General features: G+C 55.2%; 9 protein-coding genes. 6 read left to right on the forward strand and 3 right to left on the reverse strand.

Annotated features, from left to right (window positions below; all coding sequences use genetic code 11):
* Positions 1-374 precede the first annotated feature (374 nt).
* The gene (locus CEE69_RS30120) at positions 375-3,320 is read left to right on the forward strand and encodes an SHD1 domain-containing protein (RefSeq protein ID WP_099264221.1); all 2,946 of its coding nucleotides are present in this window, start codon (positions 375-377) and stop codon (positions 3,318-3,320) included.
* Positions 3,321-3,332: 12 nt separating this feature from the next.
* On the opposite strand, the gene CEE69_RS30125 is transcribed toward CEE69_RS30120, so the two are convergent.
* Together CEE69_RS30125 and CEE69_RS30130 are read right to left on the reverse strand one after the other, a co-directional pair.
* Entirely contained in the window at positions 3,333-3,896 is a 564-nt protein-coding gene (locus CEE69_RS30125; RefSeq protein WP_099264222.1) for an ECF-type sigma factor, read from the reverse strand.
* A gap of 76 nt (positions 3,897-3,972) precedes the next feature.
* Positions 3,973-4,611 carry a hypothetical protein gene (locus tag CEE69_RS30130; RefSeq protein WP_099264223.1) on the reverse strand — a complete coding sequence of 213 codons (639 nt, stop codon included), beginning with the start codon at positions 4,609-4,611 and terminating at the stop codon, positions 3,973-3,975.
* 412 nt (positions 4,612-5,023) lie between these two features.
* Here CEE69_RS30130 and CEE69_RS30140 point away from each other — a divergent pair, with 412 nt between their 5' ends.
* On the forward strand, positions 5,024-5,602 hold the full coding sequence (locus CEE69_RS30140) for an EF-hand domain-containing protein (protein WP_099264225.1): 579 nt from the start codon (positions 5,024-5,026) through the stop codon (positions 5,600-5,602).
* Positions 5,603-5,776: 174 nt separating this feature from the next.
* Positions 5,777-8,116, forward strand: a complete 2,340-nt coding sequence (locus tag CEE69_RS30145; RefSeq protein ID WP_099264226.1) for a serine/threonine protein kinase — start codon at positions 5,777-5,779, stop codon at positions 8,114-8,116.
* Between the two features lie 114 nt (positions 8,117-8,230).
* Here CEE69_RS30145 and CEE69_RS30150 read toward each other — a convergent pair whose 3' ends face one another.
* Positions 8,231-10,609, reverse strand: coding sequence for a peroxidase family protein (locus CEE69_RS30150; RefSeq protein ID WP_099264227.1), 2,379 nt, complete (start codon positions 10,607-10,609; stop codon positions 8,231-8,233).
* Between the two features lie 259 nt (positions 10,610-10,868).
* Here CEE69_RS30150 and CEE69_RS30155 point away from each other — a divergent pair, with 259 nt between their 5' ends.
* The 3 genes from CEE69_RS30155 to CEE69_RS30165 all read left to right on the forward strand — a co-directional run bounded on the left by CEE69_RS30155 (position 10,869) and on the right by CEE69_RS30165 (position 16,501).
* On the forward strand, positions 10,869-11,516 hold the full coding sequence (locus CEE69_RS30155; protein ID WP_099264242.1) for a sigma-70 family RNA polymerase sigma factor: 648 nt from the start codon (positions 10,869-10,871) through the stop codon (positions 11,514-11,516).
* Between the two features lie 65 nt (positions 11,517-11,581).
* Positions 11,582-12,841, forward strand: a complete 1,260-nt coding sequence (locus tag CEE69_RS30160; RefSeq protein WP_099264228.1) for an outer membrane protein assembly factor BamB family protein — start codon at positions 11,582-11,584, stop codon at positions 12,839-12,841.
* Between the two features lie 213 nt (positions 12,842-13,054).
* Positions 13,055-16,501: a hybrid sensor histidine kinase/response regulator gene (locus CEE69_RS30165; RefSeq protein ID WP_099264243.1), complete on the forward strand. Its 3,447-nt coding sequence runs from the start codon at positions 13,055-13,057 to the stop codon at positions 16,499-16,501.
* Positions 16,502-17,067: the final 566 nt, after the last annotated feature.

Raw genomic sequence — 17,067 nt, forward strand, 5'->3', positions numbered from 1 at the left:
AAACGCAGTTACCATCAGCTACGGGGCGGTAACGAATTCCCCAATCAGGACTTTCACCTGACAATTCAATCGCCTTTGCAGGCGCACTAGCCGACAGAGGCCCTCTGTCGGCAAAAACAGATCTGCCATGCGATCACATTCGTAGACTCGTGGATTTGTGTCTACTGTGGAGGTTGATCGCTTGCTGCGATTGATTGCGTTCAGGCCGACTGAGGGCCTCAGTCGGCTACATGCTCCGTTGCAAAAGCGAGATTTGCTCTGGAGACTTGCGCTCGGTGGTGGCTGCTTCGATATACTGGATTCCACGACGGAAACCAGGCGGTGCACCTTGCCTGGAGGTCTAGCCTCTCTTCTCTATAGTTTGACCGGGATTCATGCGATTCACGATCTTTTTGCTGCTGCTCGCGGTCACGGCTCTCTCTTCTTTGCAGGCACGCGAATGGACCGATGCGACCGGGAAGTATCGCATCGAAGCGAAGTTGGTGGTCGTCCACGGCGACAAAGTTGTCCTGGAACGTCCCGATGGAAAAATCATCAGCATCCCCGTCGCGAAACTGAGTGACGAGGACCAGACCTTCCTGAAAGAATTGGCCGCGAAAAAAGCTGCTTCAAGTTCTGAAAGCGATCGTCCCGCCGACACCAAGGCATCCGCAGCGATGTCGAGTTCGGCGCCTGCGCTGGACATGTCACCCAAACAGTTGGCAACTCAAACCAAGATTCTTCTGCAGGATGCTTGCCATCGCTGCCACGGCGAAGATGGAACGAGCGAAGGTGGTTTTAACTTTGTCGTCAATCTCGGAAAGCTTGCCGAAACCATTGCGGAACCCGGAGAAGACTCGTTGCTGATCGAACGCATTCAAGCGGATGACGACAGCGTGATGCCCCCGGGCGGCGAAGAGCCACGACTGAGTCCGCGGGACATCCAAGTCATCCAAGAATGGATCGCCGCGGGATCACCTGCGATCAATGACGAACCCGAGCGACCGTTCGTCAGCAATGACCAAGTCGTGGCATTGATCGACCAAGACTTGCAACAACAGCCTGAGCGATCGCAACGGTTCATGCGGTACTTCACGCTGACGCATTTGTACAACTCCGGCATCAGCGAAGACGAACTGCAAACCTACCGAAACGCGTTCGCGAAACTTCTGAATAGTCTTTCGTGGAATTCAGATTTGATCATTCCCGAGGCGATTGATCCCGCTCGCACGATCTTTCGGCTCGACATGCGAACGGTCCATTGGACTCAAACAATTTGGAAATCAATCGAAGACGCAAACCCATACTTTCTTCCACCTCGATCGCCGGAGGCAAGGTCATGCTTCGAACGGACCGAAACCGAGATGCCGTTCGTCCGAGTGGACTGGTTCGTTTTCGCCGCGTCCAAACCACCGCTCTATCACAGTGTGCTGAACCTGCCGGAAACGGACGCTGACCTGGAAAACATGCTGCGCGTCAATGTGCAGGCCAACATCAACCAAGAGATGGCCATTCGAGCCGCCTTCAACCGATCGGGTGTCTCCCAGAACAATCGTTTGATTGAGTGGCACAAGTCTCCCTACGGTTCGTATTGGAAGAGCTACGATTTTGCCAGCAATACGGGGCGCCAAAACCTCTTTGAGTATCCGCTCGGTCCGAGCCATCGTCGTGATTCCTTCCAGCACGATGGTGGAGAAATCATCTTCACGCTTCCAAACGGTTTGCAAGGCTATCTGTTGACGGACGAGCAAGGACTTCGAATTGACCAAGGTCCGACACAAATCGTCAGCGATCCGAAGCAACCGGACCGCACGGTAACCAATGGTGTCTCCTGTATGTCGTGCCACTACGCCGGCATGATCCCCAAACGAGACGAAGTTGGTCCGGCGGTTCAAGCCAACCGGTCCGCATTTGATGACGCCGACGACATTTTGGCTCTCTATCGTGAGGCCAGCGAAATGGATCGCATCATGGATCAGGATGCGAAGCGGTTCGCGGATGCACTGGACGACCTCGGGATCACGACGCTCAGTCGCAGCGGCGAATCCATCTCCGCGATGTCATCTCGATTCATCCAAGACATTGATTTGGAACAAGTCGCCTGTGAATTTGGTTTGCAGGTGGAGGAGTTCCTGGAACGAATGCAAGAAGCGTCTCGTGTGGCGAGAATTTTCAGTTCGCTTCAGATCAGCGGCGGCACGATTAAGCGAGATGTCTTCAAAGAAATGTTTGCCGACGCGTGCGTGGACTTGCAGTTGATTGAAGCTCACGAAGTGCACCGACCCAACCGATCAAGCTCTTCTGTCGCGGCGACGTCCAATGCTCGTTCCGGTTCATCGCCTGTCGCGAAAGCTCCGATGAACTCCGCCGGTGCTCGAAATTCGAAGATGTCTTCCGGCCATTCACCGAATCGAACGACCGCACCGATGAAGGTGGGGTCCAAGCTGTCGCCGATCGCCAAGTTTTCGGATCTCAGTTGGGGAGTGAAGTCCCTGGCGATTCATCCCAATCAAAATGTTGTTGCGGCGGGACGTCCCGATCGAAAGATCACGTTGTTTGATTTCGATCATGAAAGCGTTTTGGGCGAGCTGACCGGACTGGATATGCTTCAGGCGGTGACCGCTTGTGCCTTCACTCCCGATGGAAATCACTTGGTCGCTGGCGGCAGCACGGGGCACATCGTGGTCTACTCCGTCACCGAGAAGGGGCTGCTTCGCCCGTCAGGACAATTCCCAGGTCACAACGGAGAGATCCATTGCATCGACATCTCGTCGTCCGGTCGTTACGCATTGACCGGCGATGCAAAAAAGGTTGCTCGGTGTTGGGAAATCGCGACAGGAAAAGAGCTTTCGATGATCGGTGATTTCAAAGGCCCGGTGAAGGCTGTGCATATTTCAGCGGACGAACGAACGATGCTCGCAACCGATGGAGCCACACTGGTCGAAGCCGACATGGGGACAGGCGACCCGATTAGCCAGCGTCCTCTGAATCGATCTTGGGCGTCGGGCCAGTCGGCCGCGTTCTCGCCTGATGGCACTTGGCTCGCCGTGGCTGACACTTACAACATTCGGGTTTGGGACTTGAAAACGTTCCGCGAACTGATGCCTTTGATTGGCAGTGAAACGTTGTGGTCCATGCGTTTCGCGCCTGACAATCAACACTTGTTCGCTGGCGGACGTGGGAAGGTTGACGTCTGGGAATTCCAACGCAACGCGAGGCTTCAGCGTCAATCCATTGATCGAGGTTACGTTCACTCGCTCGCTGTGTCCGCCGACGGAAGCCACTTCGCCGCGGTTGGAAGCATCGGTGGTTCGCTCGAAGTCTTTTCTCGCAACGAGTGACTCAGGCAGCGATCACGATTGGTTCATCTCTCGCTGCAGCCAAGCTCTTGCGTAGGCCCAATTGCGTTTGGTGGTCCGTGCCGATACGCCCAAGATCTCGGCGGTCTCTTCGATCGTGAGCCCTGTGAAATAGCGAAGCTCAACCAGTTTGGCCAACGCGGGATCTTCACTTGCCAACTTGGTAAGGGCATCGTCCAGCGTCAGCAGCTCGTCGACGTCTTGAGAATCCACCGAAGCAACATCGTTGTTCAATTCGCGACGGACCAAATCTCCACCGCGTTTCGTACGGCCCTTGCTGCGAGCATTCTCAATCAGGATCCGCCGCATCGCTTCTGCAGCCGCTGCGAAAAAGTGGCCTCGACCATCCCATCGTTGTGGATCGTTGCCGCCCACCAATCGCAAGAAGGCTTCGTGCACCAACGCTGTCGGTTGCAGCGTGTGGCCCGGCTTCTCATGATTCATTCGGCTGGACGCCAATCGTCGCAACTCGTCATAGACCAACGGCAACAGATCCCCCGCCGCATTAGGATCGCCTTTGTCGATGGCCGTCAATATTTGTGTGATGTCTCGATTCATCGGTCTCATGATAACCGATCAACTTCGATTGCAGCTCCGCCTTCGCTTGTATCAAAACCTTTCAGATCAACCTCTTTCAAACGTATTGATCGATGACGAACCCGCCCTCATCGAGGTCGCCGACCAGGGATTGCTCAAATGCATCCGTGTTGACACCATTTTCTTCCAACACGCTGGTCAGCGCCGAACGAATTTGTTCGGGGGAAGCGTTGCCTTCGGATTCCGCGGCGAGCTCTTCCAACGATTCGATGATTTGACTCACCAACTCGTCGGTGGATGACTCCTCCACACCAGCCGAAAGCAAAGCGGATTCGATAGAGCTTGTTGCGCTCTCGTCTTTGGGTGGTGGCGGTGGACCTGGTGGACGACCGGCGCCCGATGGTCCACCTGCACCAGCAGCTCCCGTTGCACCGGATGGCCCATTGGCTCGAATGGCCTGCTCGACTTCCGAGGAGTCGATTCCATTGGCATCCAAGACTTCTTCGACAGCCGACCGATAGGCCTGAGGATTGTTGCCTACGGAAGACTCGGATTGCAATTCCGAGATCGCATCATCGATTTGTGCTAGCACCTTCGTCGCGGTCGTATCGTCCACACCGACGGACTGCAGCGCATCAGACAATTGCTCTTCGCTGGGCGGTGGTGGGCCCTGTCGTCGAGTCTGGGTGGAGGAGGATTGTGTACTATCAGCGGAGGTGAGACCGGAAAGATTCATCGCATAGGATCCTTCGATTGGGAGGTTTCAATTCAAGCGAGAAATTCGCGAACCAACTGAGTCGGCAACACCGATGTCGGTGTGGAGACGTTGAACTCTTGGCTCATTTTTCGCTAGAGACCAACGATTTCCCGATGTTTTTCGACATTCGCACAAATTCCAAAAATCGGTTTGAAAGCGTGGCCCTATCAAGGTTCCGATGACGCATTGGGTTCTCGGCAGACTCTTTTTTGTTGCCTCGACCGCCTTTCTGAGTGCAATTGATGAGGGTTTGGGTCCCCTTCTCTAAACGCGGATCTCTGAACCTCGATTGTCTCGGAGCTCCCACTGATCGCTGAGCGATTGACCATTGGCATCTCTGCCAGAACCTCTCGCGATCATCCTCCTCCATCTTCTCTTCTTGGGTCCAATCGTGAATCGAACATTGCAATGCATCGTCTTGGCGGGAATCATTTTGCTTCCCAATCTTCTCGCCGCCCAGCCTCCCGGTCGTGGTGGTCAAGGCGGAATGAATGGTCGCGGTGGGCCACCGCCGGAAATGATCTACCAATTGTTCACGACCGCGGATACCAACAATGACGGCAGCGTGACCAAGTCCGAACTGATGGCGGTCATGCAAAACCAAAGTCGTGGCAATCAACTCGGACGTGGGGGTCCCCCACCCATGAATGGCAACTATGGTCCTGGGAATCTGGGGCCCGGCAATCCCGGAGGTGAGCAACCACCACAACGTGAGCCTGGTGGACAACACGGACCGCCGCCCCAACCGGGTCAGGTGTTGCCCGAACCAATCGCTCAGTCGTTGAATTTGAACGAACGTCAATCGCGCCAGCTTGCTGCACTGCAAGCCGAGGTCGATCGACGACTCGCTGCGATCTTGACGGATGAGCAGGAAGATCAGCTTCAGAACGCTCGGCCACCCCAAGGTCCCAACCCGATGGAAGTCGGAGGCGAACCTCGCCCGAATCAACGACCGCAACGCCCTCAATGATGCATGGCTGATGTCCTGCTGCCAGCATCGCTCCTCGTCATCCAAAATTTGATGCACCGATGACATGACTCCCATTCACGAAATCGAATCTGGATCCGGTTCAGCAAACACGAATCAGTGATACGGTCACTCTGGCTGGAAGTCTTCGCTGCGTTTTGCCGCTACGATTGAGACATGATCAATCCGACTGAACGAGCGATTTTCCTGCAGGCGATCGAGGAAGAAAATATCGACGATCGGTTGGCGTACTTGGACTCAGCTTGCGGAAGCGATTTAAGTCTCCGGAACGCTGTCGAAGATTTACTCGCCGCTCATGAACAACCCGCGGCGTTGTTGGATCACCCGATCGGCGCCGACCGAAGTCATTCTGCGTTCTCGGAACCACACACCGAAGCGATCATCGATCACATCGGCATGCAAATCGGCCCTTACAAATTGAGGGAACAAATTGGCGAAGGTGGCTTTGGTCTGGTCTTCGTCGCCGAACAAGAACAGCCTGTTCGCCGACGGGTGGCGTTGAAAATCGTCAAACCCGGCGTGGGATCCAAAGAAGTCATCGCTCGGTTCGAAGCCGAACGGCAAGCCGTTGCCTTGATGAGTCACCCAAACATTACCCAAGTGTTTGACGCGGGCGTGACCACCGATCACCGTCCTTACTTCGTCATGGAATTGGTGCGTGGACTTCCCATCACTGATTTCTGCGATAAAAAACAGATGGATGTTCGCCAGCGTCTGAACCTCATGATCGATGTGTGTTCCGCGGTGCATCACGCTCATCAAAAAGGCGTGATTCATCGCGACATCAAGCCGTCCAATGTCATGGTGACATTGCATGACGGAAAGGCCGTTGCGAAAGTGATCGACTTCGGCGTCGCCAAGGCACTGGGGCAAAAGCTCACCGACAAAACCGTCTACACGCGGTTCTTCTCGATGATCGGGACGCCGCTCTACATGAGTCCCGAACAAGCCGAGATGAGCGGTTTGGACGTGGACACGCGCAGTGATATTTATTCGCTCGGTGTGCTGCTCTACGAGTTGCTGGTCGGAGCGACGCCGTTCGATCGAGGCCGCCTGGACTCCGCTGGGCTGGACGAAATGCGGCGAATCATTCGCGAAGAAGAACCGCCTCGTCCCAGCACTCGGTTGTCGACACTGACTGCGGAACGCACCCGCAGCTTGGGAATTCAATCCGATGCAGTCGGCCCATCCCAATCACGAAGTTTGAGCTCCGACTTGCGAGGTGACTTGGACTGGATCGTGATGAAAGCGTTGGAGAAGGACAGAACGCGCCGGTACGATTCCGCTGCTTCCTTGGCCGATGACATCCGCCACTACCTGCGAGGCGAACCGGTCACGGCCAGACCACCCAGCAGGTTCTATCAGTTCCAAAAGTTCGCTCGGCGAAATCGCGTTGCCATCGGAACAGCGACCTTGGTCGGGTGCACGATGGTCCTCGGTACCGCCGCCAGCCTCTGGCAAATGTCCGAGGCGATCCGAGAACGAAACGCGAAGGACGAAGCGTTGCGGGATGCGATGGTTGCAAAGACCGAAGCGATCATAGCCAAACAAGAAGTCGAACGATTCGCGGAAGGATTGACAGTTGCCAACGAATTGGTCGCCAGTGGTCAGACACACGCCAACTCAGGACAGTGGCGTGAAGCTGCTCGCGAATTCGATGCCGCGGTAGAGATCCAGCCCAGCTATGACTTGCCCCGAGTGCAGCGTGCCCAGTTGTACTCTCGGTTGCGTCTATGGCCCGAAGCGGCGAAAGACTACGCCATCGCGCTCGACACCGGTGCACGCACCTCCCAGCCTCAGTGGTGGGGCGTTCCCGCGTTGTTCTTATACACAGGGTACCCCGACGAGTACCGGCGTTTGGCGAAGCAGTACCAAGAACAACTTTTGGATGATCCCGAGCATTCGCATTGGTTGTTGGTTCGCGGATTGACCGCTGGAGACCAAACCAATTCGTCGATGGACGCCGAGGCGATCGCTGACCTGGCTCATGTCTGGTTGTGGCAACGCCGGTCTGGGCCACCGGCGGGTGCTGACCGCCCACGTCCGAGCGATGACCGCCGGCGTAGAGACTATCTCGGACGTTTGCCACCGCCTGAGAATTCGCCCCTATGCGTCTGTCAATTCACAACCGGCTTGGCGGAACTACGAGCGGGCAAATTCAATTCGGCGGCCGAGTTGTTTTTAAAAGCAGCCTCCGATGACCGCTGGCCCGCGATCTACAAGGTGGATGCACCACTTGCCCTCGCGTACCACCATCTAGGCAAAACGGACCTCGCCCAACAGAAACTTGAGAGCTCAGAGCAAGCCTTGAAAGAGCGACTGGAAGAAGTGCAGCGACAAGGGCAAATGACCAATCCATCACCCTGGTTCGATCTCGTCGAAGCCCTCCTACTGCACGAAGAAGCCTGCCGGAAAATTGCCGACAGGCCATCTTCGTTGCAATCCCAGTTGGATCAAATTCGCCAAGCATCCTTGGACCTCATCGGCAAAGGTTGATCCGCCGCACTACGCTAGCTTACCTCGCTTGACTAGCGTTGTAGTCCGGTGTCCCTGCACCGCACCACAGCGTACGACGATTGCAACACCCGTCCGATATCAAAACATCAGTGATCAAACCAACACAGCGAAGTTCATGTCTCGCAGGGACTCTTCGCCGCTGCTGATTTGAACGCTGAGCGTCTCGCTTCCGATCACGGTGTAGTCGTCGGTGGAGCTCATTCGAACCACGTACGAGCCGGACTGGTCAATCTCGTCGAAACGATAGTTGCCGCGTTCATCCGTCACCGCGGTGTCCACGACATCTCCATTGCCGTCGAGCAACTCGACCATCACGCCGACCATCGGTTGCTCGTGTTTGTCGTTGCGGCGGTCCGGTTGTCCCCGTCGATTGCCCGATTGATCGAGAGCCAGCAATTCGACTTCCGCATCAGCCACGATATTGGATGCACTGGCGAGATCAGCCTGTTCACGATCGTTGTTGCTTTGAGAGGGTGCTTGCTCCGCGACGACCGTCCCGGTGATTGTCGGTGAGAAGAAGAACACATTTTCCTGCAGCGAATCAACGTTTGTGTTGCGAGCAATGATGTCGCCCAGGGAAGTCTTCTCGATCTCACGAACCTCTCGATCCGTCATCGTGTTCTCATACCAGAACCGGTCGCCATCGCGCAAACGTTCGAATTGGTCTGCAATGATGGCCGTCGCGGTCTCTCCCAGTGATCCATCGGCGGTGTGATCCTCCGCCAACAATCCAACCCACAGGTCAATGTTGTTCACATCGCCATACAAGGCTTCCAGGTTGGCGGCCACGTCCGCGTCACTGGTGATTTGGTCGAACGACTCGACCGCTTCCAATCCGTACGCCTCTCGGGTCGAGTTGAAATCCGCCAACCCGTGATCGCGACCACGTTGAATGTTCAGCGAAACCAAATCGAAACCACCAGCACCGGGAGGGCCAAACAAGAAGTTTCGCAGGCTATCGACGACTTCCAAATCCACTTCCTGTGACAAGGTGGAAGCGGCGTACTTCAGAAGCGGATCGATCCCGGTGTCCTCCAGCAATCCTGGTTGAAAGAAGGCGTTTGCGAGAGCGACTGATTCAGCCATCTCATTTCCGTCGTTGTCGACGAATCTGAATTCATCGTTCAACGTCGTGTGGCCGAACCGGAACGCGGCCGTCGAGAATTCATTTGCGATCGAAGGATCGACGGTTGAGTCATAGCCGGTGTAGTCCGAAATCGCGTCTTCGCCCAGCAAAGCAGGAAGGTACTGGTTGATGGTGATCGATTGCATTTCCGCGATCACTGTCGCACGAGCCTCTTGATAGATCTCCTCGTCGCTGAGGGAAGGGTTCTCCGCCGAAATCTCGTCGGCCAATCGATTGTGTTCGCGTAAGAACAAGGCATGCATGGACGTCAGAACGACGTTTTCGGCCGCCCGGATGTCACCCGCCAGCAAACCTTGATCCTCGTCGGTCGGTAGCAGGCCATCATCGGTGATCAACAGACGCCCACCGACAAACTCACGCAATGAATCGGCGGTTGCTTGATCGCTGCCGTAGACCTGTGAACCATCAATCCAAGCCGTGATGGAATTGACCTGCTCGGCTGGATTCTCGACTGATGTGCCCGTTCCATCCGCGATATCAGATCGCGTCAGCCCAATCGTGGCTTCTCCCGTGTTGAACGGATCAAAGAACGGATCGCCTTCAGGCACTTCGATGTCGAACGATTCTCCATCCGTTTGGGGTGACAACGATAAATCGATGTCGTGGTCGATGAACTGCCCCCATGCAAAGACGAATGAACTCAGGTCACGTTCATTCGTCGTGCCCTCCGGATCGGCAGAGGCCAACGTGTTGCTGATTTCGCGTGCACTGGGCCTGTCCTCACCTGCAGGTTCCGAGATTCCGTCGGAGTAGTCATTTTCAACGGTCCGCAATAGCTCCGTGTTGGCCGATCCCAAATCGGGATTCTCAACATTGTTTCCCGTGCCATCGATCGACCGCACTTCGTCCGCGACCGAGTCGTCTGGAGTTTCGTTGTCGACCGGTGAACCAGAAGAATCTTTCGGGCGATCGCGGTTGCCGCCCGAGTCACGATCTCGGTTGAGTCGATTGATCACCATCAATGCGTCCAATGCCGTGTCTCGGCCATCGTTGTTGACGTCGGTCATCCGACCGCGAGATGGTCGCGACGAAGTCGCTCGCTGCCCTTCACCATTGGCTCCGCCGGCGTCCTGCAGCTGCGAACTCAACGCACTCGCGCTCTCGCTGTTCATCTGGTTGATGATCGTCAACGCGTCGATCGCGGAAACCTGGCCGTCTTCGTTGACGTCTTCTGGAAAGACGTCGTTGTGGAACAAATTGGCGGCGAGCAGCTTTCTGGTCTCAAGAGTTTCCGATCGCAACCGACGCCGCTGCGAATTTCTTCGCCTCTGTTTCGAACGTGATGACGGGGAGCCTCCGATCCAACGATTCCAGAACTTTCTCATCGCGACACCTGTGTTTCAGAAGAGAAGAGAGAAGAGCAGGCCGTGTCCTCTCCATCGGAGTGACACGTCTCTCCTTACAGGTACGGAATTCTTCGCAAAGCGTCACATTTTGGCGACGAAAATCCCCTTTCCAGATTGGAAGCAAGTTTTTCGTTGCAAAATCGCTGAATTCCGTCCTGGTTTTCTTGGCACCTTTTGTTCACGAACGACGCATTGGATTTCGGAGGATACTGATTCCAACCACATCTTTGAGCCGCCCATGTCCACTCATACTCTCGCGTCGTCCGTCTCGGACGGAAACGTAGAACACCGCCTCGACGAAGTTCGGAAAGGCAATCGCCAGTCCTTGGGAGATTTGCTTCTGCTGTACCAGAACTACCTCAGTTTTTTGGCACAGACGCAGATTGACGGCCGTCTTCGTCGACGAATGAGCAGTTCCGATTTGGTGCAAGAAACCATGCTGGCCGCCCATCGCGATTTCGACCAATTCCGCGGCAAATCCGAAGGCGAATGGTTGGCGTGGTTGCGTCAGATCCTGAGCAATTGTTTGAGCCATGCCATTGACCGTCACTTCCACGCTCAAAAACGCGACCTCCGCCGTGAAGTCGCCTTGGAATCGATGACGAAACGGCTCGACGACAGCATGGCAAGGCTCTCTCACTTCGTCGCGGCCAAAGGCGTCACCCCCAGCGAGGACATGCATCGACGCGAGATGGCCGACGCGTTGTCATTGCAGCTTTCAAAATTGAAAGACAAGTATCGCGACGTGATCGTCTACCGCAACTTGCAAGGACTGTCATTCGAAGAAATCGGCAGGCTGATGGAAATGAAAACGGGGACCGCCAGAATGACTTGGGTGCGCGCCATCGCCAAGTTGAAAGAAGTCGCCACCCCAGTTCGTGAATGAACGTGGCTTCTATGTTGTCGAAATCTTATCTCCTTCTCCTCCTTTCCTTGCTACTGAATTCCGCCATGTCTCGACTCATTCTTGTTTGCACGTGTTTACTCGTCACGATAACGCAAGCGTCGGCGGATGATTGGCCAGAATTCCTGGGTCCTGGTGGAACGGCACATTCCACCGAAGTCGTTCCAACGACATGGGATGAGGCTAACAACTTGGCGTGGAAAGTGGACTTGCCTGGCGGCGGTTCTTCCAGCCCCATCATCGTCGGCGACCGAGTCATCGTGACTTGCTATGTCGCCCGTGACAGCGATGCCAAACGTCAGGTTCTCTGTTTCGACAAGAATTCAAGCGAGCAGCTTTGGTCGGTCGATTTTCCGATCGACTATCGCGAGGACGGGTACCAGGGATACATCACCGAACATGGTTTTGCGAGCAACACTCCGGTGACCGATGGGCAAAACGTTTTCGTCTTCCTTGGCAAGGGCGGCGTTCATTGCCTCGATCTGAACGGTCGGAAGGTTTGGAGCGTGGACGTTGGAAAGGAGTCGAGCAATCGGCGATGGGGCTCAGCAGCCAGTTTGGTCTTGTTTGAGAACATGGTCATCGTGAACGCAGCGGAAGAATCCAAGGCCATCATGGCGTTGGACAAAAACACCGGCAAAGAAGTTTGGCGTCAAGAAGCCGGTATGCTCGAGTTGACCTACGGGACACCTCGAGTGGTATCGACCGGCGATGGCAACGCTGAATTGGTCATCAGCGTGCCTTCCGAAATCTGGTCGTTGAATCCGAACACCGGAAAATTGAACTGGTTCGCGGAATCACCTATGACCGGAAACGTATCGCCCTCGGTCATCGTTGATGGCGATACCGTCTACAGCTTTGGTGGCTACCGAGCATCCGGCAGCATCGCGGTGCGGGTTGGTGGAGACGATGACGTGACGGATTCCCATGTGCTTTGGACAAACCGATCCAGTTCTTACGTCGCCACGCCCATGTTGCACGAAGGTCGCTTTTACTGGATCGACGACCGCGGAATCGCCTACTGCACATCGGCCAAAGACGGCGAGGTTGTTTATCGCGAACGCGTGAACAATTTGGAAAGCGGCCGCCCCGTCTACGCTTCGCCGGTACTAATCGGTGATCACATCTACGTTGTCACTCGCCGTAGTGGCACGTTGGTCTATCGACCCGGTGAATCGTTCATGCCGATCGCACAAAACAAGTTCGAATCCGATGACTCGGACTTCAACGCGTCTCCCGCCGTCTCAGATGGCAAACTCTATCTACGAAGCGACCAAGCACTCTACTGCGTTTCGAAAAACGGCTAGTTTCTCTTTCGGTCGTCGCTCTTCGTTTGACCGCATCCGCTCAAAAACGCTGATCCTCCTCAGCGTTTTCCGCGTTGGCCTTCCGATCAGAAGTTTGCTGCAGAGTAGGATATATGTCTGAAATTCACAAACTGGTAGCATTCAGCACAGGCACGATTGTTCGTCACCTTCCTGGCGAACGACGTAGATTGGCGGCATGCAAAACGAGAGCCGATGATGGGGGAAGATCGATCCGCGATTCTGGTTGCCGAAAGCAATGATCAACGTCGAGCGCGCCTGAAACAGGTCCTGGGTCTCCGTCACGATGTGGTCACGGTGGAGGATGGAAAATCGGCGTGGTCGCAACTGACTCAAGGACGCTTTGACGCCGTCGTTGCCGGTTTCGATCTTCGCGAAGTTTCCGGTGTGAATCTGCTCGCCCAGACTCGTGCCCACGCAGAACTTCGCGGCGTTCCGTTTGTCTTGGTCGCTGGTGAAGCCACCCCGATTGATCCGACGATCTGGCAGCAAGTCTTCGAGTTTGAGCGGAGCGACATTCAGTGCTGTCCGATTAACGAACACGAACTGTTGGCTCGCGTTGACTCGATCATCCGACGAGCGAGGATAAAAAACGAATCCGCCGACATGCTGCAGCGTCAGAAGTCACGCTTGCAGATTGCCCTGCAGGCGTCGCGAATGGTTGCCGTCGAATGGGACATCGAGGCTGACACCGTTCTTTATTCCGAAAACGCGATTGAGATTTTCGGAATCAAATCGTTGTCCGATCACGCGGACAGGCGATCCGCTCGAGATCTCGTTCATCCGGACGATATCGATACGGTAGAGAAAATTATCCGCAGCACGCTGCAAGGTTCTCGCGAATTCCAAGTGCAGTTTCGTGTCATTCGGCCTGACAATGGCGAAGTCGTATGGATCGAGGAACGTGGCTATGTCGCGGCTGACACCTTTGGAAAGCCAACCAAATTGGTCGCGGTCGCCGTTGACATCACCGCGAGGCGAAACGCCGAACAAGCGATCCAGGAACGAGAGCACTACCTGCGAGCGATCTTCGACACGACGCCTGAATGCATCAAGGTTGTCAAATCCGACGGCACGCTGACGCAGATGAATGCCGCCGGCCTGAAGATGATCGAAGCTCCCCCAGGAACAGATGTCACTGGCAATTCGGTTTACAACTTGATTGCACCCGAGTTCCTCGATCGATTTCGCGAGTTCAACGAACGCGTCTGTGATGGTCACAGCGGCGTGATGGAATTCGACATCATTGGTCTGCGAGGCAGTCGGCGACACATGGAAACTCATGCGGTGCCGCTGTCGCTGACCAATGGCGAAACCGTTCAGTTGGCGGTCACGCGCGACATCACCGAACGCAAACGATCCGAAGCCACCCTTCGCGAGAACGAACGACGCTTCCGAGCGTTGACGCAGGCGACGTCCGACATCGTGTTTCGAATGAACGCGGATTGGAGCGAGATGGGTATGCTTGAAGGGCGTGCCTTCATCGACAGCACCACCGAACCCAGTCGCTCATGGCTGGATCACTACATTCATCCGGACGACCAAACTGAGGTTCGAAAAGCGGTTCAAGATTCGGTCGAGAAGCGATCACTCTACGAACTGGAACACCGCGTCATTCGGATCGATGGAACACTCGGGTGGATACACAGTCGAGCGGTGCCCATCTTCGACGATGCCGGCAACGTCATTGAGTGGTTTGGTGCCGGCACCGATGTAACCGAAAGAAAACAGAGCGAAGAGTTTCAGCACCGCGCCACTCAGACGCTGCTCACAGTGATCGAGCAATCCCCGTTGGGAATTTACTTGGTCGACGGCGACTTCAAGATCGCTCAAGTGAGCTTGGGAGCAGGGCCGGCCTTCCAAAACGTCCAACCGGTTCTTGGTCGTGACTTCGAGGAAGTCATGCACACGATCTGGCCACCGGAATTCGCGAATGAAGCGGTGCGAATTTTCCGGCACACACTGAAAACTGGCGAACCTTATGTCTCGCCCGGACTGACCGAAAAACGCAAGGACTTAGGCGAAACAGAATCTTACGAGTGGCAAGTCAACCGCATCACCTTGGCGGACGGCAGCTACGGCGTGGTTTGCTATTTCTTCGATTCCACACGTCTGCAACAAGCCGCGGATGCCTTGCGAGAGAGCGAGGTGCGATTCCGGATGCTCGCCGACAACATGACCCAATTAGCGTGGACTTGTCACCATCTTGGTGAGTGCAATTGGTACAACCAACGCTGGTACGAATACACCGGCCGCACTTTTGAAGAAATGCAAGGTTGGGGATGGCGACAAATCCATCATCCCGACCATGTCGATCGCGTGGTTGAAAAAATCCAGCGTGCTGCAAACGCCGGCGAGATTTGGGAAGACACCTTTCCGCTCAAAGGGAAAGACGGTCAGTACCGTTGGTTCCTTTCCCGCGCCGTCCCCATTCGTGACGAAGAAGGCAAGATCGTGCGATGGTTCGGAACCAACACCGACGTCAACGAGTTGCGTGAAACGCAGCAATTGCTCCATGACGCCGATCGTCGTAAAGACGAATTCTTGGCCATGCTCGCTCACGAGCTACGCAATCCCCTGGCTCCGATCCGAAGCGGATTGGACCTTCTCGCGATCGCGGATGATGACGAACACCGCGACGTGGTTCGAGTGATGCAGGAACAGGTAACCCACGTCGTGCGTCTGGTCGATGACCTCCTCGATGTTTCGCGAATCATGCGAGGCAAAGTCGAACTGCGCAAGGAACGCATTGAGTTTCAATCAACGGTTCGAAAAGCGATCGATGCCGTTCAAGACGTGATTGAATCTCACGGGCATTCGCTCTCGATCACTCTTCCGGAAGAAACGGTTTGGCTGGAGGCGGATCCGGTTCGCATCGTTCAGGTGCTCGAAAACCTTCTCAGCAACGCGACCAAGTACATGGACGGAAGCGGAGCGATCGAGTTATCCGCGTTCGTGAAAGATGATTCTTTGTTCATTCAGATCAAAGACGAAGGGATCGGCATCGATCAGGAATTCCTACCGAATGTATTCGAGCTGTTTGCCCAGTCCGATCGATCACTCGACCGTTCCAAGGGCGGGCTGGGAATTGGCCTGACTCTCGTCAAACAACTGCTTGAGATGCACGGCGGAAACATTCACGCTGAAAGCGATGGGCTCGGCAAAGGCAGCAGCTTTCACATCGAACTTCCCATCGCGTCGCCGTCTGAACCCAAAGACGTTCCGATGGAACTGGAAAGCGACGGCCAAGCACGCCGAATCGCGGTGATTGATGACAATCGGGGCGCGGTCTTACTTCTCTCGAAACTGTTTGAAAAACTCGGCGCTCACGAAGTCCACACCGCCAACGATGGCGAAGCAGCACTGGAACTGATTCGAAAAGTCCATCCTGAGATCGTCCTGTTGGACATCGGGTTGCCTGGACTGAGCGGCTATGAAGTTGCCGCTGCAATCCGGGAAGATTCTCAATTCGACGACATTTTGATGGTGGCCCTGACTGGGTATGGGCAGGACCAAGATCGTTTAAAAAGCAAAATAGCAGGCTTTGACGAGCATTTAGTCAAACCACCGTCGATTGATCAAATGCGATTTGTGTTGGCACACCCAAAGCTCAAACAATCCGGCCAAGGCGGCCAACCCTAACGGGACCGCGCCACTGTGAATGAGATTCACCGCAAGGTGGCGGCATGTCCAATCGCATCAGCCGTTCTGGCGTTAGCGGGCTGCTGAGTTAGTCATCTATCGAATGACAACAATTAGCCGATGGACGTTCGTCTGGGTTGTTCAATCTTTGGGGTTGCGGGTCGAGGACACGGTGCAACTTTTGTCACCTCTCCCCCAACTTCGAGGTCGTGCAGTTTTGAAGTGCCGTGCTCGCAAGGTTGAAATCACCCTCCTGAACGCAGTTGGGGAGGGTCGGGATTCGAGCGTTCAGCGAGAATTCCGGGGAGGGCAGTGCACGTTGTTTCCCATGCTCGGCCCTCACCCTCGCGTATGCCTGAACGGCGTCGCTCTCCCCAAACTTCGTTTCGGGAGAGGTACGCCGTATGGAAATCTGCCGAAAAGCGGCACTAAAAAACTGCACGACCTCTACTTCGCCGGGGGAGAGGTGACCGAAGACAGAAAACCGCCTCAAGAATCCATGCCAATTCCGGTGTCAATACCGAAGACTGGACAGCCCAGCGTTGGCCGCGGTTCCTCCATAAATA

It is taken from the genome of Rhodopirellula bahusiensis (genome assembly GCF_002727185.1).
GTDB classification, from domain to species: domain Bacteria; phylum Planctomycetota; class Planctomycetia; order Pirellulales; family Pirellulaceae; genus Rhodopirellula; species Rhodopirellula bahusiensis.